The organism is Sulfurimonas sp. hsl 1-7, from assembly GCF_030577135.1.
GTDB classification, from domain to species: Bacteria; Campylobacterota; Campylobacteria; order Campylobacterales; family Sulfurimonadaceae; genus Sulfurimonas; species Sulfurimonas microaerophilus.
On sequence record NZ_JAUIRR010000002.1, the window covers coordinates 270,531 to 291,053 of the forward strand.

Genomic DNA, 20,523 nt, shown 5'->3' on the forward strand with positions numbered 1-20,523 from the left:
AAATTAATCTACGATTTCGATACCCATTGAACGAGCTTGACCAGCAATAGTGTTTGCTGCCATATCTTTATCATCAGTATTTAAATCTTCAATCTTAGACTCAACAACTTCCATAAGTTGTGCACGAGTGATTTTTCCAACTTTGTTTTTAAGTGGATTGTCACTACCTTTTTTAAGTCCAGCTGCTTTCTTTAAAAGTTCAGATGCAGGTGGTTGTTTAGTGATAAAAGAGAAACTTCTATCGTTGTAAACAGTGATAACAACAGGAACTTTGAATCCCATTTTATCTTTTGTTTTTTCATTGAATGCTTTACAGAATTCCATGATGTTAACACCACGTTGTCCTAGTGCTGGTCCTACCGGTGGAGCTGGATTAGCTTTACCAGCGTCAATTTGTAGCTTGATATAGTCCATGACTTTTTTTGCCATTTTTTGTCCTTTTTATGAATTTAAATTATTTTTTCAACTTGCGTGTAAGAGATATCTACAGGAGTAGCTCTACCGAAAATTGAAACGTTGAGTTTTAGAGTACCATGTTCTAAATCGTACTCATCCACAGTCGCTGTGAAGTTTGCAAACGGTCCATCAATAATACGTACAGTTTCACCGCTATCAAAAAATACTTTTGGTTTTGGTGCCTGACGATTATTTACACGATCTAAGATAACATTAATATCATGCTCGCTTAGAGGTGTTGGATGGTTCCCTTCTCCAATAAACCCTGATACTTTAGGGATAGATTGGATCATGTGTTGTATTTCAGTATTTAGATCAATTTTAGCGAATACATACCCACTATAAAGAGATCTCTCTGAAACTTTTTTCTTACCGTCTTTTACTTCGATAACGTCTTCCGTTGGAACAATTACGTCAGTAATGTGTTCTTGCAGTCCATACTCTTCAATCATATTGAAGATAGCATCTCTAACTGCTCTGTCACTTCCATAGGTCTGGATTGAGTACCATTGATGTGCCATAACTTTCTCCTTAACCTAAGATTGCTGAAACTACAGATGACATAAGAAGGTCAACTAGAGCTAAAAACGCAGCGATAACAGACACTACAACTATAACAGCGATATAAGCTTGTTTTACCTGACCTTTTGTAGGAAAGATAACTTTACTTAACTCTAATTTTGCATTTTGGATATGTTTACCTAAATTCATTTATTCTTTCCATCATCTTAAAGTATCATTTATTATAAATTTTGCTCGAAAGCAAAACTAATAATAAATATATAAGTGGCAGGCGTGGAGGGACTCGAACCCCCAACACCCGGATTTGGAATCCGGTGCTCTACCATTGGAGCTACACGCCTAAAGAAAAGAGAGAAAACTTATTACAGTTTCATCTCTTTGTGTACTGTATGTTCTCTACAGAATTTACAGTATTTTCTTACTGAAAATTTTTCAGTATGAGTTTTTTTGTTTTTAGTTGTGTGATAGTTACGTCTAGTACATTTCTCACAACCTAAGTGAATTGCTTCTCTCATGTTTTTAAACCTTTAAATTGGTTCAGGGTAATTCGCAAAAGCGAATTACGCAAGAATCTCAGCTACAACACCAGCACCAACTGTTCTACCACCTTCACGGATAGCGAACTTAGTACCTTTTTCCATAGCAATTGGGTGAATTAGTTCAACAGTAATGCTTACGTTGTCACCTGGCATAACCATTTCAGTACCTTCTGGTAAAGTAATTGCACCTGTTACGTCTGTTGTACGTACGTAGAACTGTGGACGGTAGTTAGTGAAGAATGGAGTATGACGACCACCCTCATCTTTACTTAGTACATAGATCTCAGCAGTAAATTTAGTGTGTGGAGTGATTGAACCTGGCTTACAAAGAACTTGACCACGCTCAACTTCATCTTTACCAATACCACGGATAAGGATACCACAGTTATCACCAGCTTCACCTTGCTCCATCTCTTTACGGAACATTTCAACACCTGTTACAGTAGTTGTTTGAGTGTCACGGATACCAACGATCTCAACATTATCACCAACTTTAACTAAACCACGCTCGATACGTCCAGTAACAACTGTACCACGACCAGAAATTGAGAACACATCTTCAACTGGCATTAAGAAATCTTTATCAGTTTCACGAGTTGGCTCTGGGATATAAGCATCTACTTCAGCCATAAGCTTAAGGATTTTATCTGACCACTCACCAAGAGTACCAGTTTTTGCTTCTTCAAGAGCTTTAAGAGCTGAACCAGCTACGATTGGAGTATCGTCACCTGGGAATTCGTATTGATCAAGAAGTTCACGAATTTCCATTTCAACTAATTCTAATAACTCTTCATCATCAACCATATCTTCTTTGTTCATGAAAACAACGATGTACGGTACACCTACTTGTTTTGAAAGAAGGATATGCTCACGAGTTTGTGGCATCGGGCCGTCCGCAGCAGAAACAACTAGAATAGCACCGTCCATTTGAGCAGCACCAGTAATCATGTTTTTAACATAATCCGCGTGACCTGGACAGTCAACGTGCGCATAGTGACGTGTATCAGTTTCGTACTCAACGTGTGAAGTAGCGATTGTAATACCACGCTCTCTTTCTTCTGGTGCATTATCGATTTGATCATAATCCATAAATTTTGCATCATTCTTAACAGCTAAAACTGCAGTGATAGCAGCTGTTAATGTAGTTTTACCGTGGTCAACGTGACCAATTGTACCAATGTTAACATGGGGTTTGTTACGTTCAAACTTTTCTTTTGCCATAGTGTCCTCCGACCTTAAATTGTGAATTGAAATGGAATTATATCCAAAAATCATTCAATTATTTCTTAAACTATTTAAATACAACTTTGCTGGAGCTTATGATGGGAATTGAACCCACGCCCTCTTCCTTACCAAGGAAGTGCTCTACCACTGAGCCACATAAGCAAAATTGTAAAAATATAAGAAATCATTGCATAATTCTTAAACGAAAAAATATTAGTTGTGATTAGATGTAAAGCTATATAGATATCTATAAGTTTCTTGAGTATAAATATTATATATGAAGTAATTTTGGTTGAAATTATACTTCAGCTTCCAGAATTTGTTCTCAATGGAGCGGGTGAAGGGATTCGAACCCTCGACAGCCTGCTTGGAAGGCAGGAACTCTAGCCACTGAGTTACACCCGCATCTGAACAAGTGGTGGTGAGAAGAGGAGTCGAACCTCTGAACCCGTAGGGAGCGGATTTACAGTCCGCCGTCGTTGGCCACTTGACTATCTCACCATCTTAAATCTGGTCTAACACTGTTTCTAATATTCAAAATTCAATGGTGCCGACACGAGGATTTGAACCCCGGGCCTGCTGATTACAAATCAGCTGCTCTAGCCAACTGAGCTATGTCGGCATCGAATTTGAGCCAGAATTATAGTGCAAAACAAAATTAATGTCAAGGGTTTTTGACTAAAATTGTAAAAAATCTCCATCTTTTACTAATTTAGGGCTAAATAACCCCTTGTTTTCTTCGATCTCTTGTGCAATTTGTAGAATAAAAGTTGGCTTTATATGATTAATATAGAGTTGAAAATCTTTTCTTTTTACATTTTTTAAACTCTCAAACAACATTTTTGGTGTTAAATGTTTACTCTCAACTGCTAAGTTTTCTAATTCATTTGGAAAAGAGCATTCTAAGACTACACTATTAATAGAATTGTCTTTTTCTATCTCCTTTATAGCACTCTCTAGATTTGCTGTATCTGCAGTAATTAAAATAGAGCTACCATCGCGTGTATATATATAACCGCAACTTGAATCGGTATGTTCAGTATCAAAAGCTTTTATAGACTCGTTCTCAGATATCTTATATTCACGGCCGAGTTCTATCTCTGTATATTTTACAACCATCTCATTGTTTGGTAGTTTTATTTTAGAGAAATCAGGCCAAACTTCATCATTGAGAAAATGTTTTTTGATAGCATCAATGGTCCCTTTTGTTCCAAGGATGTTAATAGTATTTTTTCTGATACCGAAATAGTTATCTATAATATAGGCAATATCAACTATATGGTCAAGATGTTGATGAGTTAGCCAAATGTTTTTCACATGAATAGATTCTTCCCCTAAAGCCTCAAGTAAATTACCTGCATCTATTACATCTGTTTTGTTCAGAGCAAAAGAGCTTGTCCCAAACCCTTTTGCTTTTGTTCCGTAGGCACCGAGAACTTTAATATTTCTAGTTTTTTCGATCTTCTCTTCTACATATTTATATTCATCTTTAAACGTATCGCGAATAGTATAAAACTGTTCAATATTCTCAAAGAATATATCTATAAGTACAGGGTCAAAGTGTTTCCCCTTCTCCTCTTTAAAGAGTTCTATGATTCTTTCATCATCCCACGCTTTTTTATATACCCTGTCACTTCCAAGGGCATCAAATACATCGGCTATAGCAGTAATGCGACCATAGATATGGATATCCTCCCCTTTAAGACCTTGAGGGTATCCTGTTCCATTGTATTTTTCATGATGTTGGTGCGCTACGATTGCCGCAGCTTTCAATAGTTTTCTCTCGGAACCTTGGAGTATGTCGAATCCAAGCTGTGCATGGGTATCCATAATCTTACGCTCATCTTCATTAAAGCGGCCGTTTTTATTTAAAATACTATCGGGGATTGCAACCTTCCCGATATCATGCATTGGACTTGCTTGTTTGAGTAGTTCAGCCTCTTTTTCACTGAGTCCGTATTTTATAGCAAGCAGTTTAGAATATTCAGCAACACGTTTTACATGGTTCCCGGTCTCTTTTGAGCGGCTCTCACCAACTGCACCCATAGTAAAGACAACCTCTCTTTGTGTCTCTTCTATCTCTTGTGTCAGTTTTGCAGATACGATAGTTTCTGCTGCATAAGTAGTGGCAAGGGTAAGTCTTTCCATATCCCTCTCATCAAAAATACCACTATTGCCTTGACGGTTTATAACCTGAAAAGCACCGATTACATTCTCATTATAGTCATACATAGGTATAACCATCATCGATTTTGTTTTATAACCTGTTTTCTCATCTATATATCTGTTAAAGCGCTCATCTTTATAAACATCATCAATGATGTATCGAGTACCGTTTACTATAGACTCCCCTACTATACCTGAGTCAATAGGTAACTCTATGGGTGCTATACCTTGAGCTACTTTGGTTTTGATTGTTTTTTTGTCATCACTCACAATCCAAACACTACAACGATCGGCACTGCTTAATGCTTTCCCCATACTTGCCAGCAGTTCAATAACCTCATCATAATTTCTACGTGAAGAAACTTCTGCTAAATAAACAAAAATAAGTTCTAACAGTTCAGTAGCACCTAATGAACCAATCTCATTTTTCATACTCATTCCACCTTGGCAGTTATTATATCATTTTTATCAGAGACGAGTTGATAGATCTTCACCTCATCTTTTTTACCCTTAATGGCTGTATAGCCTAAGTCCTTACAGATAAAAAGATCTTTTACAAATTCATACGTATAACTGGAGATAATTATATCTACTCCAAACTCTTTGGTTTTTGACTCTAGTCGTGAAGCAAGGTTTACACTATCGCCAATTATGGTGTAGTTAAACCTTTTTGTTGCACCCATATTTCCAACAACAGCTTCACCGGTATTGATACCTACCCCTATATGTATAGGGGCTATACCGTCACCTTCAAGCTCTTCATTTAAGCGTGCTAGTTTTTCTCTCATATCCAATGCACACCTGCAAGCTGCCTCAGCATGATTTTCAACATCTACAGGTGCATTAAAAAATGCCATTACCGCATCACCTATATATTTATCGAGCATCCCTTTATTATCCATAACTGCCTGAGTCATTGGAGTAAAGTACCTATTTAAAAGATGGATCAGTTTTTGAGGATCATTCATCTCCTCAGATATTGTCGTAAAATTACGTATATCGCTAAAAAGGATACTCAGCTCTTTTTTCTCGCCGCCAAGCTCTAAAGACTTTTCACTATTTGCCAGTTTATTGAGTAGTTCGCGCGAGAGATAACTAGAAAATGCTTTTTTAATAAATCTGGCATCTTTTTCATGAATATAAAAAAGGATAAACTCTTGAATGAATGCACTCAGTATCAATGCAAGTAATGGGTAAAACGTATCGATATAGATAGAGTAGTTAATAAAAAGAGCTTTTGCTGTTATAAATAAAACAGCATAAGAGAGCACATATGCAACGACTCTAGAAAAAACCTTCTTCATATAAAGTATATAAAGGAGCACAAGTAGCATTATTGTTGCTGTAAAAACTAAATTGAGCCACTGTGCTTCGAAGATAAGTTCATTATTTAAAAAGTTGGATAAAAATGTATAGTGGATATATACCCCGTAAAGATTCCCGATCGGTGTCGGGACAACATCACCAATCCCCATCTCCGTCACGCCAAAGAGAACGATCTTCTCTTTGAGCTCGGAACTTTTCACATCACCGTTATAAAGGTCCAAAAATGAGATCGTTTTATACTCATTCTTCTTATAAAAATTAAGTCTGGTAAATCCATGTTCGTTAATTGGTATTGAGAGCTGGTTTAGAAGCAAAGTGTTTGCATTTTTACGATCAACATCCCTGTTAAATTTCAAACGTAAACTTTGTAAACCCAGTGATGGGTAAAGTGAATTATGAAGATAAAATGCAGTAGGATAAAATCTATAAAGCTTGTCACTTGAAGAGAGTGTTGAAAAAGCACCCTGTAGTGTACAAGAGTCCAATATCGGTTCTACGTTTAACTCTGCATAATCTGCTTTTAAAAACTTGTTTCCCTCTTTCATTTTTGTTTGCAGCAGGTCTAAACTTGAGTTTTGCAAAATATCTAGCTGTGCTTCACCAAGCTCTTGTGTAGCATTTGTTCTTAGAAAAAATCCGCAGATACTATTATCTAAACTACCTAATACTTCTGAAAACTTTTCATCAGAAGGTGTAGGTTCTGAAAACACCATATCTAAAGCGAGCACATCAGCATCTTGCAGTTTTACAATTCCCTCAGCCAAAACTGCTCTATCCCAAGGCCAGCGTCCAAAATGGTTTACGCTTTTCTCATCAATCGCTACTACTACTACGTCCGGATTTATCTTTTTCTGAGTGAGCTGAAAATTGATATCGTTAAATCTTTGCGCAAAAGACTCTAGTAGTTCAATTTTCTCAAATTGTAAAAAAAGGACAAACAGTACCGTTAAAAATGCAACTACACTAAATCTCATCTATCAGTTTCTCAAAATACTCAAACTCTTTATAATCATCTTTTTCAAAGCTATCCTCTTTTACAAGATTCTGATCAAAACTCAGTTTATTTTGTTTTTGGAGATCAAATGCTTTTGTAGTCATCACTTTTTCATAACCGCTGTAACCGTTTTTGTACTCTTCAAAGCCCTGTTGCTGTTGTGCTTTAAAAGCTTCAAAGTCGGCATTGATTTTTTTTCTGTAAAGTTCAAACTCCTCTTTGATGCTGTTGATCCCGACAAGCCCCTCTTGTAATAATACCTCTTTTTGCTCCTCGGCTTTTACGATAAACGTAGTCCCTTTGATCCCGATGATCGCAAAATCTGTTTTCACTTTAAATGAATTTTTTACTTTTTTAGAAGTGACCTTGTAATAAACACGACCTTTTTCCTGTGCTAGTTCTGAAGCAGAGCCAAAATGAACTATAGAATCTGCATCTAACACAAGTGTAGAGTTATCTACTAAAACTATCTTTGCATATGAGTCTTTATAGGAAGTAATAATATCACCCTCTTGGATCTGATATCCTTGCTGGACTTTCACTTTTTTAATGCTTTGTGATGATTTTACTTTAACATTCCCTTGAACATATTCAACACTCCCTATTACAGAAGCGTAAATATATGTAAAACTCGCTATCATTAACATCAAGAATAGTTTCATATAAGACCTTTGTTAAAAGCTTTTATCTGATTATATCATTTTATTAAAAAAAGGGAGAAGATGTTAAAAATACTTTTTTCACCTTCTGAAGGGAAAAATGTCGGCGGTGATACAGCTGCTAAAGAGATCTTTGGAGCCGTATCAGCCAGAGATGAGATTTTACGAACTTATAATGAGATCGTAAACAGTGGTGACGAAGAGAAGATCACGGCTCTTTTTGGGATCAAGAAGTTTGACGACTGCAAACCGTATATAGAAGATATTTTTGACGCACCGCTTATGAGTGCCATTGAGAGATATGACGGAGTAGCGTATGACTATCTACAGTACAGTTCATTAGACAAAAACGCACAAAACTACCTCAAAGAAAATACTATCATATTTTCAAACCTATACGGGCCGCTGCTTGGTGGAGACCCGATAGCAAACTATAAAGTAAAACAGGGTAACTCCATAGGTGAGATAGCACCCGATAAATTTTACAAAGATCGCTTTTCGTATCAACTTGATCTCTATCTTTCAAACAGTGATATCTTGGATCTTCGTGCAGGCTATTACGACAAGTTTTATAAAACTACTCAACCCTACACTACGCTAAAGTTTTTGAAAAATGGAAAGACGGTGTCACACTGGGCAAAAGCATATCGCGGTATAGTACTGCGTGAGATTGCAAAAGCAGGGATCACATCTTTGGAAGAGTTTAATAAACTCGAAATTGAAAACCTTCAAGTCAAAGAGATTAAAAAAACAAAAAATAAAACTGAAATAGTATATGAGATCGTAGAATGAAACAAGATTCACAAGAGTATAAACAAAGAAAAGCATTTTTTGAAAAGCTGATCACCCTTTACGGGCGTAATGTCGTTGTAGAAGTACTGCAAGATAAAAACATCGAAGTACACAAACTTCACCTTGCAAAATCGAATAAACCTGACGGTGCAATTAAAAAGATTATGCAGCTGGCAAAACAGCGTAATATAGAGATCACTTACCATGAAAAAAATGCCCTTAGCCGCATCAGTAAAAATGCTAAGCAGGATCAGGGTGTAGCGATCGATGTTTTTTCAAAAACCTATCAAAATGCAGATGCGATCAAAGAGTTGCAAGAGTATAGACTTATCGCACTTGACGGAATTCAAAATCCTCAAAATCTTGGAATGATCATTAGAAGCTGTGCGGCTGGTAATGTAGATGGAATAATACTTCCGAAAAAGAATTCTGCAAAGATCTCACCTCTTGTGATCAAAGCAAGTGCCGGGACACTTTTTAAGATACCTATCTATTTTTGCGACAGTTTGGAAAATGTTTTAGGGGAGCTTGATAATGCGAAGATATATGCTCTTTCACTTGAAGCAAAGAACTCTTTGTATGATCTCAAACCCTCAAACAAATCTATCTTTGTTTTGGGAAATGAGAGCGAGGGGGTAAGCTCGGAAGTACAAAAACTATGTAACGACTCTTTAATTATCCCAATGAACAGAGGGGTTGAGTCACTCAACGTTGCAGTGACTGCCTCACTGATCGCTTTTATGAGATCATAATCTCATAAGGGCGTTTGATCTCACGGATCACCTCATCAACTGACATATGACGAGATTTTCTTAAAAACTCTCTGCCGTCTAAAAAGATAAGTACCGTCGGGATCGTAAAAACACTAAAGTGCGCAGCTACCTCTTGATCGATCGAAGTATCTACACTTACAATCTCAAACTCTTTAAAGTTTGCATCGATCGCTTCAAGAAGTTTTGGTTTAAGTGCATGACACACATTACAAGTCGGTGCTGAGAAGTACACCATTACAGCCAGATTTTCTTTAATTTTATTTTCTATCTCTTCTATTGTTTGCATGAATGAATTTTACTATAATTACCCTATGAGTTCAATTATATTTAGTATTTTAAGTATCTATGTTTTTATCGTCATGGGTTACATTGCCAAACGCAGTTTCAAAGAGAAGATCGACGATAAAACGATCACCTTGCTTAACGTCTATTTTTTACAAGTTTTTTTAACATTTTGGGGACTTTTAATACATCCTGTAGATATTACACTTCTTTATGCTCCCAGTATTTATTTTGTGATCGTTCTTATAGCCTTAATCATTTCAGCTCTTTTTGCACGTTATCTTTTCACTCAGAAGAAAGAGTACTCAATAGCTATGGTGGCAGCTCTGATCGGAAATACAGGAAATTTAGGGATACCGCTCAATATAGCAATCTTCGGTGAGGAGTCTATCCCCTATACGACTGTCGTAAACCTTGTTAATGTATTTGTAGTTTATACGATCGGAGTTTATTACTACTCACGAGGCAGTTTTGATATTAAAACTTCATTACTGAACATAGTGAAACTTCCCATTCTTTGGGCAGCGATTATTGCGATCACATTAAGTGTTTTTCATTATAAACCGAGTGATGAGATTATGAAGATGTTGATGATGGGTGCTTATGCTTCCATGACAATGCAGCTCTTTTTATTTGGTGTTTATCTTTACGGCACGAAAATCAAAGAGATCAACAAAACTCTGATCACTTGGGTGCTTAGTTTTAAGTTTTTACTCCTGCCTATCGTAACATTTATAGTGCTTTACTTTATAGAACTTGACCCGATGATCAAAGGGATCATATTTATAGAGCTCCTTATGCCGCTGGCCGTTGCCAATGTAAACCTCGCATCGCTCTACGAGTGTGAACCAAAAGTGGTAACAGCTTTAGTCCTTATCTCTTCTGTTTTGTTTTTAGGTATTATCTTCTTGGGAGTAAAGGTTTTAACATACTTATGAAAACCGTTATTGCAATATTTTTCATACTCTTTTTTCTAGGCTGCAGCGATCAAGGGGAGGTCTATGTAAATGATAAAAAGATATTTAACACACCCATAAAGTGTATGCAGCTCTCAATTTTCCCACCAAATAAAGAGATGGAGTCTACTCTCAAATCCCTCTACCAGTTTGACACAAACTGCTCTTACGAGCTTGCACTCTCTTATAAAACAGATATAGTATGCAACTCCAACCAAAACTGGGCACAAAAAACTTCAGGTATCCCAAATGGCTACATCCGTATAGAAATAAAAAAAGAGGGTGTACTCCTTTACACTTACTACAAAGATTTAAAAGGGCCTCTAACTGATGACAAACTTATAGAAGGTTTTAATCGGCTCCAAGATGATCTGAACCTACTATGATGAGCAACTCAGCTTCAAGTTTTTACTTCTGGGCGGTGTTGGAATATTTAAGTACTCCAACGCCTCATGCTCACTAAAGGGATCGAGCACCACTTTTAAAAGATCTTCGATCATTGTAAAGTCCCCCTCCTCCTCTTTTTCAATCGCTTTTTGTAAAAGATGGTTTTTCAGTACAAACTTTGGATTTGTCTGCAACATCTTTTTGGAACGTTCTGCTTGTGAGAGTTGTTCTTTTTGAACTCTTTCATCGTAAGCCTCAAGCCACTCCTGTAAAGGTGTTTCATATTCACATAGTGCTAAGAGTTCAGCTTTATCTCCACTATAATGTGAAAGTGTTCTAAAGAAGCGACTGTAATCAACAACACTGCTTTCTAAACTTCCAAGCATCCATCGTATAAAAGGGACATCATTTTCATCCTCTTCAAAGAGTCCCATCTTGTTTTTCATCAGCTCAAGATACTCACTCTCATAGATAGAGATAAAATCTTTCTCCACAAGCTTGCTCATCTTTATAATATTTACCATAGGGGAGAGTGCGTTTGCTAAAACCGAAAGATTCCACTGCATGATGCTGGGTTGATTTTTAAATGAGTAACGCCCCTCTACATCTGTATGGTTACAGATATAGTTCACCTCGTAGTCATCCAACATCGCATAGGGACCATAATCAATAGTACGACCGTCTATCGACATATTGTCTGTATTCATAACACCGTGGTTAAAACCTACACTCTGCCAGCGTGCTACTGTCTTTGCACTATTCTCTACAATCTGTGAGAACATCTTAAAGTATCTGTCCTCTTGACCTTGCAACTCGGGGAATGATTCTTCGATCACATAATCGGCCAAGAGTTGCAGTTTCTCGTACTCTCTTCTTGTTTTAAAATACTCAAAAGTTCCAAAACGGATCCACGTAGGTGATACCCGTAAAACCATAGCACCCTTTTCCAACCGTTCACGTGCTACATCCGTATCGCTTCCAATCAAAGCTAAAGCTCGCGAAGTAGCTATGCCTAAACCATACATCGCTTCGCTCATTAAGAACTCTCTAATACTAGAACGCTTCACTGCCCTGCCGTCACCCTCTCTAGAATAGCGTGTAAGCCCGGAGCCTTTAAGTTGAAGGTTTTGTCCGTTCACTTTACCGAGGTTAATAGCTCTTCCATCCCCCAGACGCGGAACAAAGTAACCAAACTGATGCCCGGCGTAACACATTGCAAAAGTTTTTGAACCTGCAAGTTTTTCATTTCCGTTGACAATCTGCACAAGTTTCTCATCATCGCTGAGATCCTCATCGATACCTAAAAGCTCTCCACAACTTTGCGACGCGGCAATTAGATACGGTTTTTTTAGCGGCATTGGTTCAACAAGATGATAGAACAACTCAGGAAGTTCTAAATACGGTGTTGTTAATTTTAAATCAGAAAATTTCATAGACACCTTTTAGCATGACAAAAATTAAAAAAAACTATTCAAATAAACGCGATAATTTTTTAGAGCCAATTTTAAGATTAAATAATTAAACTCATAAAATGAATAAAAATTTACAAACGGTACTCCACTATCACGAAACGACAAAACATAATCAACACAGATATGCCCGATCTCTCGGATATATGGACTGGGCCTCGCAGCCAAACCCTTTTCGGGAATACAAAGGGACGAAAAAAATTCAACTCCCCTTGGCGCTTGAGCATACTACGCCCCCTTACCATCTTTTATATACATCAGATGTTCCCCGGGCACCTTTGTGCAAAGAGTCAATCTCACAACTATTGCAATTTTCCATGGCAATTGCAGCTTGGAAATCTGCCGGAGCAGAAAAATGGGCAGTACGTTGTAACGCTTCAAGCGGAAACTTACACCCGACAGAGTCTTACTTGATCTTACCGCCTGTTTTAACTGAGAAAGCAATTGTCTCCCACTATGCTCCAAAAGATCATCAGCTTGAAATCCTTAGTGAACTTGAGAGCTCTTTTTTTAACTCACTACCAGAAGGAAGCTTTATACTCGCACTCTCTAGTATCTCTTGGAGAGAGGTATGGAAGTACGGCGAGCGTGCCTTTCGTTATGTGCAGCTCGATGTCGGACATGCTTGGCAAAGCATAGTTGCCTCTGCGGCCATGCTTGGATGGAGTGTTCAAAAACTAGATGAGATTAGTGATGCTGATCTCTCAAAAATATTAGGTCTGAATCAAAGTGAGCGTTTCTTTGAAATGGAACTGCCCGATATGTTTTTGCTGATTACACCAGAGAAAAACTCAACTGCTGTAAACCTAGATAAGCTCTATGAAGAACTTCCATTAAAATATGAGGGGATAGCAAATAAACTCAGCCCTACTATGCAAGAGTGGGAGATCATCCCTGCCATTGAAGAAGCTACACAAGCAACACCGCTAAAACAAGAAAGCGTTGCACACAGAACTCATCTCAAAGAGCCTACAAAAGAATCTAAAGAGGTAGTACTGCAAAGAAGAAGTATCCATGTTATGGATAAAGAGCTCTCATGGATCTCAAAAGAGCAGTTTTTTACAATCATCAAAAGTGTAACGGGCTCTCTCGATGGTAGAAAAAATGCAGTCCATCCTGTGTTAATGCTCCATCGTGTTAAAGATATGCAGCAAGGTCTCTATATATTGGTAAGAAACGAAGATGATCTCCAAACGCTAAAATCTTCAATGAAAGCGGAATTTCTTTGGAAAGAGACGGAGCTTGAAAATCTCTATCTACTCCAAGAGGGAGATTTTACCTTTGCGGCTAAAAATATCTCCTGTTCCCAAGATATTGCCAGTGACGGTGCTTTTACACTAGGGATGCTGACACGTTTTTCAAGTGAACTGCAAAACTTTGGAGCGCATAGATATAAAGAGTTGTACTGGGAGTGTGGAGCGATTGGGCAACAGCTTTATCTTGAGGCCACATCTTTAAATCTCAGCGGAACCGGAATCGGATGTTTTTTAGATGATATGTTTCACTCTCTTATAGGATTGCAAGATAACAGATTTCAGACATTCTACCATTTTACGGTCGGAAAAGGTTTTGTAGATAGTCGAATAATGTCACTTCCGGCATATGGAGAACGTAAATGAGATTCACGTTATTAGTCCTATTTTTAAGTTCATTTTGTTTTGCAGAATATGAAAAGGGAAAAATAGATATGCATGGAGGCAAAGAGGATTACTCTTATGAGAAAAAAGGGGTTGAAAATTCTAAAAAAAGTTTTATGATGCAAGGGATGTTTTTAGAACAAAACAGTTCTAAAAACAAACCCGCCAAAAAATAATTATTTTATTTTTGCAATTACAGAATCAACTGAGAAACCGAATTTCTCGAAAAGTTGATCTGCAGGAGCTGAAGCACCGAAGCTGTCCATACCGATAACTTCATCAGCCAGACGATACCACTCTAAACCGCGAGCTGCTTCAATCGCAACTTTTTTAGTTTCTGGAGCAATCACTTCATCGATGTAAGATTTTTCCTGTTCGATGAAAAGGTCATAACAAGGCACAGATACAACATTTACTTTCTCACCTTGCTCATTTAGTTTCGCTTTTACATCAAGAGCAAGTTGTACTTCACTACCTGAAGCCATTAACGTAACAGTAGCATCTGCATCACTTGCAAGTAGATAACCACCACGTGACGCTTCACCCTTTACAGCTGCCGGAAGTACTGAAAGGTTTTGACGTGAACATACAAATGCCGAAGGAGATTTTGTCATCTCTAAAGCTTTTTTCCAAGCTTCAACATTCTCTGCACCGTCAGCCGGACGCCATACATAGAAGTTTGGTAATGAACGAAATTGTGAAAGGTGTTCGATCGGCTGGTGTGTCGGACCGTCTTCACCAACACCGATAGAGTCGTGTGTCCAGATAAAGAACTGCTGGATCCCACTAAGTGCCGCGATACGAGCCGATGGTTTTAGGTAATCCGAGAATACAAAGAATGTTGCACTAAACGGCATTAAAGGACCGTATAGTGCAATAGCGTTTGTGATCGAAGCCATAGCGTGTTCACGAATACCGAAGTAGATGTTTCTTCCCTTTGGAAATACACCCATATCTTTAAGGTCTGTTTTGTTTGACGGGCTTAAGTCCGCACTACCGCCTAAGAAGCTTGGAATCGCTTTAGCGATAGCATTCATGATCTTACCGTTTGTGCTTCTAGTAGCATCTGCTTTATCAAATACTGGGTACTCAATACGAGAAAAGTCAGGGTACTCTAACGATGAAAGCACTTCATTTTGCTCTAAAAGAGGCATTGTTTTTTGTCTGTGGATCCACTCGCGCTCTAGTAAGTCACCTTTTTCAATCGCACATCTGAATCTTGCCATTACATCTTCGTCAACAAAGAATTTTTTCTCAGGATCAAAACCTGCTTCTTTTTTTGCCTGGGCAATTACATCATCACCAAGTGGAGCACCGTGAGAGTGGTGGCTTCCCTCTAACTCACCCGCACCTTTAGCGATAGTTGTATTTGCAATGATGATAGCCGGTTTTGTTGAAGCTTTTGCAGCTGTGATCGCAATATCGATCGAGTCAAAGCTATGTCCATCACACTCTAAAACTTCCCAACCTTGAGATTCAAATCTTCCGCGGATATTTTCAGAGATACTTAGATCTGTACACCCTTCAATAGTGATGCAGTTAGAATCGTAAATAACGATTAGATTATCAAGCTTGTTATGTCCGGCAATTGAACACGCTTCATAAGAGATACCCTCTTCTAAGTCACCGTCTCCACATAAACAATATACATTGTGATCAATTAAATCTGCCGTATCGCTGTTTACTTGTGCAGCCATAAACTTACTAGCCATTGAGAAACCAACAGCATTTGCAATACCCTGGCCAAGTGGACCTGTTGTGATCTCAATACCTGCCGTGTGACCATATTCAGGGTGACCTGGAGTTTTAGAATCTAACTGACGGAAGTTTTTAAGATCTTCAATCTCTAAACCGTATCCCCAAAGGTAATAAAGTGAATAGATAAGACCAGTAGCGTGTCCACCTGAGAATACTAATCTATCACGGTTTAACCAAGATGGATTTTTTGGATTGTGATTTAAGTGTTCACTTAATACTACAGCAACATCTGCAAGTCCCATAGGTGCACCCGGGTGACCTGAGTTTGCAGCTTGTACCATATCTGCCGCTAAAAATCTTATAGAGTCCGCCATCTTTTTGCGCATTACATTATCGCTCATCTTTATTCCTTGTTATTTGTGTCTGTTTATGTATTTAGTAAGTATTGGTGACAATTCACTTTGTAAACTCTCATCAAAACTTTGCATCTCTAGAGTTAATGATTCAGCCAAAACATTAGCCTCTTTCATCGCCTCATCTAATCCCAAAATAGTTACAAAACTATTTTTATCTTCATCGTTATTTGTTAGCTTACCTGCTTCTTCACTACTTTGTGTCACATCTAAGATATCATCTTGGATCTGAAATAGAAGTCCTAGTTTAATACCAAACTCGTAAAGTTTTTCAGAAAGTTCTTCATCTCCACAAATAATAGCACCCATTTTCATTGAAGCTGCTATTAGTTTTGCTGTTTTATTTGTGTGAAGTGTTTTAATATCTTCAATCTCTAAAGGTTTGTTTTCAAAATAACAATCTATCGCTTGTCCTAAAACCATACCGTTAAGACCGCCGTTACTTGAAAGCTCACGAATTAGTTTTACTTTCATTGCATCGCTAAAAGGTGCATTGCTAAGTACTTCAAATGAGTAAGTATTGAGTGCATCCCCGACTAAAATAGCAGTCACTTCATCATAAACCATATGCAGTGTCGGCTTTCCGCGACGAAGCGGTGAGTCATCCATAGCCGGTAAATCATCATGGATAAGCGAGTACGTATGCAGTAATTCGATCGCATATGCAGCGTGTCTCGCACTCTCTAACATTAGCGGATTTAAAGCTTTTACAACACCAAGCAAAAGTGCCGGACGAAAACGCTTTCCACCAGCTTTTAACATCTCTTGTAAAGCATCCTCATATACGGGATGGATCGATGCTGATGTCGGTAAATTGTCTAGTAAAAAAGCTTCAAATTTTTGCATATGAAATTATATAGTTACGCTACTTAATATTTACAAAAAATTGGAAATTATTTCTCTCAAAAAGTAAAGAAGAGAAATCTTTAAAATTTTCTATATACTCTCTAAGTTCATCTTGGTTTTTTACTCTTACGCCATTTACCTGAACAAGACGATCACCAAGCTTCATTCCGTAATCTTTAAAATACTGGTTCAAACCTACGATGTAAAGTTTCTTATTAAAAAATATTCCGCGGAACTCCAGGAAGGTATCACTTATCTCTCCACCGCCTGTTCTTTTATTTGCTACAACATTAAAGGTATAAACTTTCCCATCTCTTTTGATCTTGATCGTATGTTTAGAGCCAACCTTACTAAAAAGTATTTGTCTCATTAAATGTGCCGATGAGTAAACTTTTTTGCCATCAAATGCCAAAATACAATCTCCACGTTTAAGTGGATTGTTTTTCAGATAAGGGTTACTCGCAATAACTTTTATGCATTTCCCCGCATCTTGAACACGTATACCAATATCTCCATAGTCGGCTGATTTAGCATTAATAAATCTATTTAGATAGTACTTATCTATAAAACCATTAGGTGTGAGTATTCCCTCTAACGCACAACATGAACTTGTGATAAGTGCAGGGGTTTTTATCTTTGCACTGTAAGTTCCTAAAGTATTAAGTCCAACTTGTTCTTTAAGAACTTTTCCCTCTTTAAAAGTTTTATCTGTCACGACTGCACTGCCGAGCTGCAATCGCATATTGATATCAAAAGGGTATTTGAAATGTTTTTTGTCTTTAATAATATAGAGGTTTAAAAAAGGATCGTGTTTTAAAATTTTAGCATTAGGAATTTTTTTGGAATATACAAGTCGTTTATCACCCTTGATCGGGATAGAAAGAGAATCGTTTTGGATTGTTTTTGAATCTTTTGTTTTTGCTACGCAGGAGAAGTAGCCGTTTTTACAAGCGTAAAGGTTTAATAAAAGAAGGTTTAGTAAAAGAAATAGGCGAAAAAGCACCTATTTACTCCCACCAAACGGATTCATTCCACCCAACATGCCCATAGCACTTTGTTGTTGGTTTTGTTGAACCATCTTATTGGCATCATTGATAGCCCCAATAAGAAGAATTTGTAAAGAGTCTTTATCGCTTAATAGTTCATCATCGATGTTTAAGTCTATCACTTCTCCGTTGCCGTTAAGAGTAAGTTCTACCATACCCCCGCCAGATTTTACAGAGAAAGTTTTTTTTGCCAGTTCATCTTTAAGGTTTTGTGCTTGTTGCTCAAACCCTTTTAACATTTCACTTAAATCACCCATATTGCCGAACATTATATACTCTCTACAACTTCGTCGATATTATTTTCATCATTGAGTAAAACTACTCTTGGCTTATAAGTTTCAAGCTCTTTTTCATCATAAGTAGCATAAGCAACGATGATCACTTTATCACCCTTATGCACTTTTCTTGCAGCTGCACCATTTAAACAGATGTCACGTTTTCCGCGCTCACCTAAAATGATGTACGTTGAAAATCTCTCACCGTTGTTGATGTTTAAGATTTCAACTTTTTGTCCAACTCTCATCTTTGAAGCTTCTAAAAGCTCCTCATCGATCGTAATTGAACCTACATAGTTTAAGTTCGCATCTGTAACAGTAGCACGATGAATTTTGCTGTAAAGCATTTCAATTTGCATCTATTTACATTCCCATTTGTTTTTTCATGTCTGCAGGAGAGATTGGCTCATCCCACATCTCTTTATCGATTACATACTCTTCAACAACGTTGCCGCCTAAGATATGCTCTTCAATAATTCTATCAATTTTTTCTTTAGTTAATCCTGCATACATTGTATGACCCGGCTCTACTAACATAACAGGACCCATTTGACATCTGTTCATACAAGATGTTCTGATTGGTTGAACTGTACCCATTACACCCTGTTTCATTAAACTTTGTGCAAGATACTGGAAAAGGTCTTGAGTTTGTGGTGTTACACATGATGGCTTTGGCATACCTGGAGGAGCTGACTGCTCACATTTGAAGATATAAAAAGCTGGTTGAGGGATACCCATAAAGTCATTCCTTAATTTTTTTTTGAAATTATAGCAAAATTCTTGGAGCTTTATTCTAAGAGGCATAAATAAATTTGCTTTTTTAAGCTTGTTTGTAAGTTTTTGGATATAATTCACTAGAATTTAACTATGCAGGAAAGATTAAAATTGAAAAAACTTTTACTATTTTTTACCCTACTTTCTACACTTTACGGTGAGGCAAAAATTTATGTAGGTGCAAATGTCGCTTACCAATATGAAATTTTTACAACTACTAAGAAAAAAGCTTTTAACACTACACAAAACGTCAACTTAAAAATCGGTTACGGAGATATCAATGCATATGCAGTAGAGTTCTCGGTTGATTATGCTAAAAATGATTCCAATATTGTTTCTCCAAATGACGGTGATAAATACGGCTTTAATGTTGAACTTTTAAAAGCATTTAATTTTGATCTTTTTTTCAACCCTTTTGTTAAAGTGGGAATTGGTGCCGGTTCAATGGACGTAGAAAGAAGCTTGCAAACAAGCGTTACATACGGTTCTTTTAACTTCGGCGGAGGGGTGTTTATCCCAATAAACGAACACGTTGACATAGAGATTGGTTATCTTTATAAAACAATTACATATGAGAAGTTCAATCTTTTAGATGAGTTGCAAGATATAAGCTCAGATCAACAAAACAGCTATCTTGGCGTTAACTTTAGATTTTAGGAAATACAGGTATGAAAAAAACTTTATATAGCTCTTTACTGCTTTCTCTTCTTTTTTTAGGTTGTAAAGAGACAACAACAGCGCCGGTAATTACAGATATCGACTCTATTAGTATCGATACCGGCATTTCACAAATATATTCTGCCAATCAGGCTGTCACACTTTCTGCTACAGTACTGCATACGGATGGTTCAAGCGGTGATGCAACTGATACAGTCACTTGGAGCAGTTCTGATTCCTCAATTATTGTAGCAAGCGGAAATTCTATTAGCGGTGGATATAAAAACGGCGGTGATGTAAATATTACTATCTCATACAGAGACTTTGAAGACACGCTCACTGTAAACTCCGTAAAACTTGTTGATTTTAATATTTCAGAAAAAAATGGTGCAGATGTTAACACTACCGGTAGTTATGATTTTCAAGCAAATGCAACTTATGAAGACAACACTACGGGAATCGTTTACAACAATATAGTTTGGGATATGAATAACAGTGCTACTTATGAAACAGCTAACGGGGTTACAAAAATAACTTTAATAGCCGGAACGACGGAAATTAATGCAACAGTATTTCCTGATGACAACGAAACAAATATTACAAAAAGTTTAATTTATACTATCAACTAAGAG

24 protein-coding genes, 5 tRNA genes and 2 pseudogenes are annotated in these 20,523 nt (G+C 37.3%); 8 read left to right on the forward strand and 23 right to left on the reverse strand.

Annotated features, from left to right (window positions below):
• Positions 1-3: 3 nt before the first annotated feature.
• The 15 genes and pseudogenes from rplK to QWY88_RS05020 all read right to left on the reverse strand — a co-directional run bounded on the left by rplK (position 4) and on the right by QWY88_RS05020 (position 7,889).
• Positions 4-429 (reverse strand): 50S ribosomal protein L11, encoded by a 426-nt coding sequence (rplK, locus tag QWY88_RS04950; RefSeq protein WP_304544728.1) that lies wholly within the window; start codon positions 427-429, stop codon positions 4-6.
• 20 nt (positions 430-449) lie between these two features.
• Positions 450-977 (reverse strand): transcription termination/antitermination protein NusG, encoded by a 528-nt coding sequence (gene nusG / locus QWY88_RS04955; RefSeq protein WP_193113884.1) that lies wholly within the window; start codon positions 975-977, stop codon positions 450-452.
• A 10-nt stretch (positions 978-987) separates the two neighbouring features.
• Complete coding sequence (secE, locus tag QWY88_RS04960) at positions 988-1,167, reverse strand: preprotein translocase subunit SecE (RefSeq protein ID WP_193113883.1); 180 nt, start codon at positions 1,165-1,167, stop codon at positions 988-990.
• A gap of 76 nt (positions 1,168-1,243) precedes the next feature.
• A tRNA-Trp gene (locus tag QWY88_RS04965) sits at positions 1,244-1,319 on the reverse strand.
• Between the two features lie 21 nt (positions 1,320-1,340).
• The gene (gene rpmG / locus QWY88_RS04970) at positions 1,341-1,493 is read right to left on the reverse strand and encodes a 50S ribosomal protein L33 (RefSeq protein ID WP_207562144.1); all 153 of its coding nucleotides are present in this window, start codon (positions 1,491-1,493) and stop codon (positions 1,341-1,343) included.
• Positions 1,494-1,538: 45 nt separating this feature from the next.
• The gene (gene tuf, locus QWY88_RS04975; RefSeq protein WP_304544735.1) at positions 1,539-2,738 is read right to left on the reverse strand and encodes an elongation factor Tu; all 1,200 of its coding nucleotides are present in this window, start codon (positions 2,736-2,738) and stop codon (positions 1,539-1,541) included.
• Positions 2,739-2,828: 90 nt separating this feature from the next.
• Positions 2,829-2,903: transfer RNA gene (locus tag QWY88_RS04980), tRNA-Thr, on the reverse strand.
• A gap of 167 nt (positions 2,904-3,070) precedes the next feature.
• Positions 3,071-3,146, reverse strand: a tRNA-Gly gene (locus QWY88_RS04985).
• 11 nt (positions 3,147-3,157) lie between these two features.
• A tRNA-Tyr gene (locus QWY88_RS04990) sits at positions 3,158-3,242 on the reverse strand.
• A 44-nt stretch (positions 3,243-3,286) separates the two neighbouring features.
• A tRNA-Thr gene (locus tag QWY88_RS04995) sits at positions 3,287-3,363 on the reverse strand.
• 56 nt (positions 3,364-3,419) lie between these two features.
• Complete coding sequence (locus tag QWY88_RS05000; RefSeq protein WP_369811218.1) at positions 3,420-4,058, reverse strand: MBL fold metallo-hydrolase; 639 nt, start codon at positions 4,056-4,058, stop codon at positions 3,420-3,422.
• Between the two features lie 168 nt (positions 4,059-4,226).
• A pseudogene (locus QWY88_RS05005) lies at positions 4,227-4,832 on the reverse strand (HD-GYP domain-containing protein); the annotation flags it as partial.
• Between the two features lie 72 nt (positions 4,833-4,904).
• A pseudogene (locus tag QWY88_RS05010) lies at positions 4,905-5,345 on the reverse strand (GAF domain-containing protein); the annotation flags it as partial.
• Positions 5,342-7,207 carry an adenylate/guanylate cyclase domain-containing protein gene (locus tag QWY88_RS05015; RefSeq protein ID WP_304544737.1) on the reverse strand — a complete coding sequence of 622 codons (1,866 nt, stop codon included), beginning with the start codon at positions 7,205-7,207 and terminating at the stop codon, positions 5,342-5,344. The gene QWY88_RS05015 and the pseudogene QWY88_RS05010, both read right to left, overlap by 4 nt.
• Entirely contained in the window at positions 7,197-7,889 is a 693-nt protein-coding gene (locus QWY88_RS05020; protein ID WP_304544739.1) for a FecR family protein, read from the reverse strand. The genes QWY88_RS05015 and QWY88_RS05020 overlap by 11 nt, the downstream gene beginning before the upstream one ends.
• Before the next feature lie 60 nt (positions 7,890-7,949).
• Between QWY88_RS05020 and QWY88_RS05025 the strand changes: the two genes are divergently transcribed.
• On the forward strand, positions 7,950-8,678 hold the full coding sequence (locus QWY88_RS05025) for a YaaA family protein (protein ID WP_304544742.1): 729 nt from the start codon (positions 7,950-7,952) through the stop codon (positions 8,676-8,678).
• Positions 8,675-9,430, forward strand: a complete 756-nt coding sequence (locus QWY88_RS05030) for a TrmH family RNA methyltransferase (protein WP_304544744.1) — start codon at positions 8,675-8,677, stop codon at positions 9,428-9,430. Before QWY88_RS05025 ends, QWY88_RS05030 begins: the two co-directional genes overlap by 4 nt.
• Here QWY88_RS05030 and QWY88_RS05035 read toward each other — a convergent pair.
• The gene (locus QWY88_RS05035) at positions 9,417-9,737 is read right to left on the reverse strand and encodes a thioredoxin family protein (RefSeq protein ID WP_193113875.1); all 321 of its coding nucleotides are present in this window, start codon (positions 9,735-9,737) and stop codon (positions 9,417-9,419) included. The genes QWY88_RS05030 and QWY88_RS05035 overlap by 14 nt on opposite strands.
• A 25-nt stretch (positions 9,738-9,762) precedes the next feature.
• On the opposite strand from QWY88_RS05035, the gene QWY88_RS05040 reads away from it, so the two are divergent.
• Positions 9,763-10,671 (forward strand): AEC family transporter, encoded by a 909-nt coding sequence (locus QWY88_RS05040; protein WP_304544747.1) that lies wholly within the window; start codon positions 9,763-9,765, stop codon positions 10,669-10,671.
• On the forward strand, positions 10,668-11,075 hold the full coding sequence (locus tag QWY88_RS05045; RefSeq protein WP_304544748.1) for a hypothetical protein: 408 nt from the start codon (positions 10,668-10,670) through the stop codon (positions 11,073-11,075). Before QWY88_RS05040 ends, QWY88_RS05045 begins: the two co-directional genes overlap by 4 nt.
• On the opposite strand, the gene QWY88_RS05050 is transcribed toward QWY88_RS05045, so the two are convergent.
• Positions 11,070-12,509, reverse strand: coding sequence for a protein adenylyltransferase SelO (locus QWY88_RS05050; protein ID WP_304544749.1), 1,440 nt, complete (start codon positions 12,507-12,509; stop codon positions 11,070-11,072). The genes QWY88_RS05045 and QWY88_RS05050 overlap by 6 nt on opposite strands.
• A 98-nt stretch (positions 12,510-12,607) precedes the next feature.
• Between QWY88_RS05050 and QWY88_RS05055 the strand changes: the two genes are divergently transcribed.
• Positions 12,608-14,164, forward strand: a complete 1,557-nt coding sequence (locus QWY88_RS05055; protein WP_304544750.1) for a nitroreductase family protein — start codon at positions 12,608-12,610, stop codon at positions 14,162-14,164.
• Positions 14,161-14,358, forward strand: coding sequence for a hypothetical protein (locus QWY88_RS05060; RefSeq protein WP_304544751.1), 198 nt, complete (start codon positions 14,161-14,163; stop codon positions 14,356-14,358). Before QWY88_RS05055 ends, QWY88_RS05060 begins: the two co-directional genes overlap by 4 nt.
• Here QWY88_RS05060 and tkt read toward each other — a convergent pair whose 3' ends face one another.
• The 6 genes from tkt to QWY88_RS05090 are packed head-to-tail and all read right to left on the reverse strand — an operon-like array spanning position 14,359 to position 19,198.
• On the reverse strand, positions 14,359-16,281 hold the full coding sequence (tkt, locus tag QWY88_RS05065) for a transketolase (protein WP_304544752.1): 1,923 nt from the start codon (positions 16,279-16,281) through the stop codon (positions 14,359-14,361).
• A gap of 12 nt (positions 16,282-16,293) precedes the next feature.
• Positions 16,294-17,139 carry a polyprenyl synthetase family protein gene (locus QWY88_RS05070; protein ID WP_304544753.1) on the reverse strand — a complete coding sequence of 282 codons (846 nt, stop codon included), beginning with the start codon at positions 17,137-17,139 and terminating at the stop codon, positions 16,294-16,296.
• Between the two features lie 19 nt (positions 17,140-17,158).
• On the reverse strand, positions 17,159-18,142 hold the full coding sequence (locus QWY88_RS05075; protein WP_304544755.1) for a DUF7488 domain-containing protein: 984 nt from the start codon (positions 18,140-18,142) through the stop codon (positions 17,159-17,161).
• Entirely contained in the window at positions 18,143-18,454 is a 312-nt protein-coding gene (locus tag QWY88_RS05080; RefSeq protein ID WP_304544757.1) for a YbaB/EbfC family nucleoid-associated protein, read from the reverse strand.
• The gene (gene panD, locus QWY88_RS05085) at positions 18,454-18,819 is read right to left on the reverse strand and encodes an aspartate 1-decarboxylase (protein WP_193113865.1); all 366 of its coding nucleotides are present in this window, start codon (positions 18,817-18,819) and stop codon (positions 18,454-18,456) included. Before panD ends, QWY88_RS05080 begins: the two co-directional genes overlap by 1 nt.
• Positions 18,820-18,823: 4 nt before the next feature.
• Positions 18,824-19,198: a (2Fe-2S) ferredoxin domain-containing protein gene (locus QWY88_RS05090; RefSeq protein WP_193113864.1), complete on the reverse strand. Its 375-nt coding sequence runs from the start codon at positions 19,196-19,198 to the stop codon at positions 18,824-18,826.
• Between the two features lie 129 nt (positions 19,199-19,327).
• Here QWY88_RS05090 and QWY88_RS05095 point away from each other — a divergent pair, with 129 nt between their 5' ends.
• A complete protein-coding gene (locus QWY88_RS05095) occupies positions 19,328-19,891 on the forward strand; it encodes an outer membrane protein (protein ID WP_304544761.1) in 564 nt (187 codons plus the stop codon).
• Between the two features lie 11 nt (positions 19,892-19,902).
• A complete protein-coding gene (locus tag QWY88_RS05100) occupies positions 19,903-20,520 on the forward strand; it encodes a hypothetical protein (protein ID WP_304544763.1) in 618 nt (205 codons plus the stop codon).
• Positions 20,521-20,523: the final 3 nt, after the last annotated feature.

Bases quoted from the DNA above. Each gene is read 5' to 3' on its own strand.
- rplK (WP_304544728.1), bottom strand. From the start codon at position 429: ATGGCAAAAAAAGTCATGGACTATATCAAGCTACAAATTGACGCTGGT.
- nusG (WP_193113884.1), bottom strand. From the start codon at position 977: ATGGCACATCAATGGTACTCAATCCAGACCTATGGAAGTGACAGAGCA.
- secE (WP_193113883.1), bottom strand. From the start codon at position 1,167: ATGAATTTAGGTAAACATATCCAAAATGCAAAATTAGAGTTAAGTAAA.
- rpmG (WP_207562144.1), bottom strand. From the start codon at position 1,493: ATGAGAGAAGCAATTCACTTAGGTTGTGAGAAATGTACTAGACGTAAC.
- tuf (WP_304544735.1), bottom strand. From the start codon at position 2,738: ATGGCAAAAGAAAAGTTTGAACGTAACAAACCCCATGTTAACATTGGT.
- QWY88_RS05015 (WP_304544737.1), bottom strand. From the start codon at position 7,207: ATGAGATTTAGTGTAGTTGCATTTTTAACGGTACTGTTTGTCCTTTTT.
- QWY88_RS05020 (WP_304544739.1), bottom strand. From the start codon at position 7,889: ATGAAACTATTCTTGATGTTAATGATAGCGAGTTTTACATATATTTAC.
- QWY88_RS05025 (WP_304544742.1), top strand. From the start codon at position 7,950: ATGTTAAAAATACTTTTTTCACCTTCTGAAGGGAAAAATGTCGGCGGT.
- QWY88_RS05030 (WP_304544744.1), top strand. From the start codon at position 8,675: ATGAAACAAGATTCACAAGAGTATAAACAAAGAAAAGCATTTTTTGAA.
- QWY88_RS05035 (WP_193113875.1), bottom strand. From the start codon at position 9,737: ATGCAAACAATAGAAGAGATAGAAAATAAAATTAAAGAAAATCTGGCT.
- QWY88_RS05040 (WP_304544747.1), top strand. From the start codon at position 9,763: ATGAGTTCAATTATATTTAGTATTTTAAGTATCTATGTTTTTATCGTC.
- QWY88_RS05045 (WP_304544748.1), top strand. From the start codon at position 10,668: ATGAAAACCGTTATTGCAATATTTTTCATACTCTTTTTTCTAGGCTGC.
- QWY88_RS05050 (WP_304544749.1), bottom strand. From the start codon at position 12,509: ATGAAATTTTCTGATTTAAAATTAACAACACCGTATTTAGAACTTCCT.
- QWY88_RS05055 (WP_304544750.1), top strand. From the start codon at position 12,608: ATGAATAAAAATTTACAAACGGTACTCCACTATCACGAAACGACAAAA.
- QWY88_RS05060 (WP_304544751.1), top strand. From the start codon at position 14,161: ATGAGATTCACGTTATTAGTCCTATTTTTAAGTTCATTTTGTTTTGCA.
- tkt (WP_304544752.1), bottom strand. From the start codon at position 16,281: ATGAGCGATAATGTAATGCGCAAAAAGATGGCGGACTCTATAAGATTT.
- QWY88_RS05070 (WP_304544753.1), bottom strand. From the start codon at position 17,139: ATGCAAAAATTTGAAGCTTTTTTACTAGACAATTTACCGACATCAGCA.
- QWY88_RS05080 (WP_304544757.1), bottom strand. From the start codon at position 18,454: ATGTTCGGCAATATGGGTGATTTAAGTGAAATGTTAAAAGGGTTTGAG.
- panD (WP_193113865.1), bottom strand. From the start codon at position 18,819: ATGCAAATTGAAATGCTTTACAGCAAAATTCATCGTGCTACTGTTACA.
- QWY88_RS05090 (WP_193113864.1), bottom strand. From the start codon at position 19,198: ATGGGTATCCCTCAACCAGCTTTTTATATCTTCAAATGTGAGCAGTCA.
- QWY88_RS05095 (WP_304544761.1), top strand. From the start codon at position 19,328: ATGCAGGAAAGATTAAAATTGAAAAAACTTTTACTATTTTTTACCCTA.
- QWY88_RS05100 (WP_304544763.1), top strand. From the start codon at position 19,903: ATGAAAAAAACTTTATATAGCTCTTTACTGCTTTCTCTTCTTTTTTTA.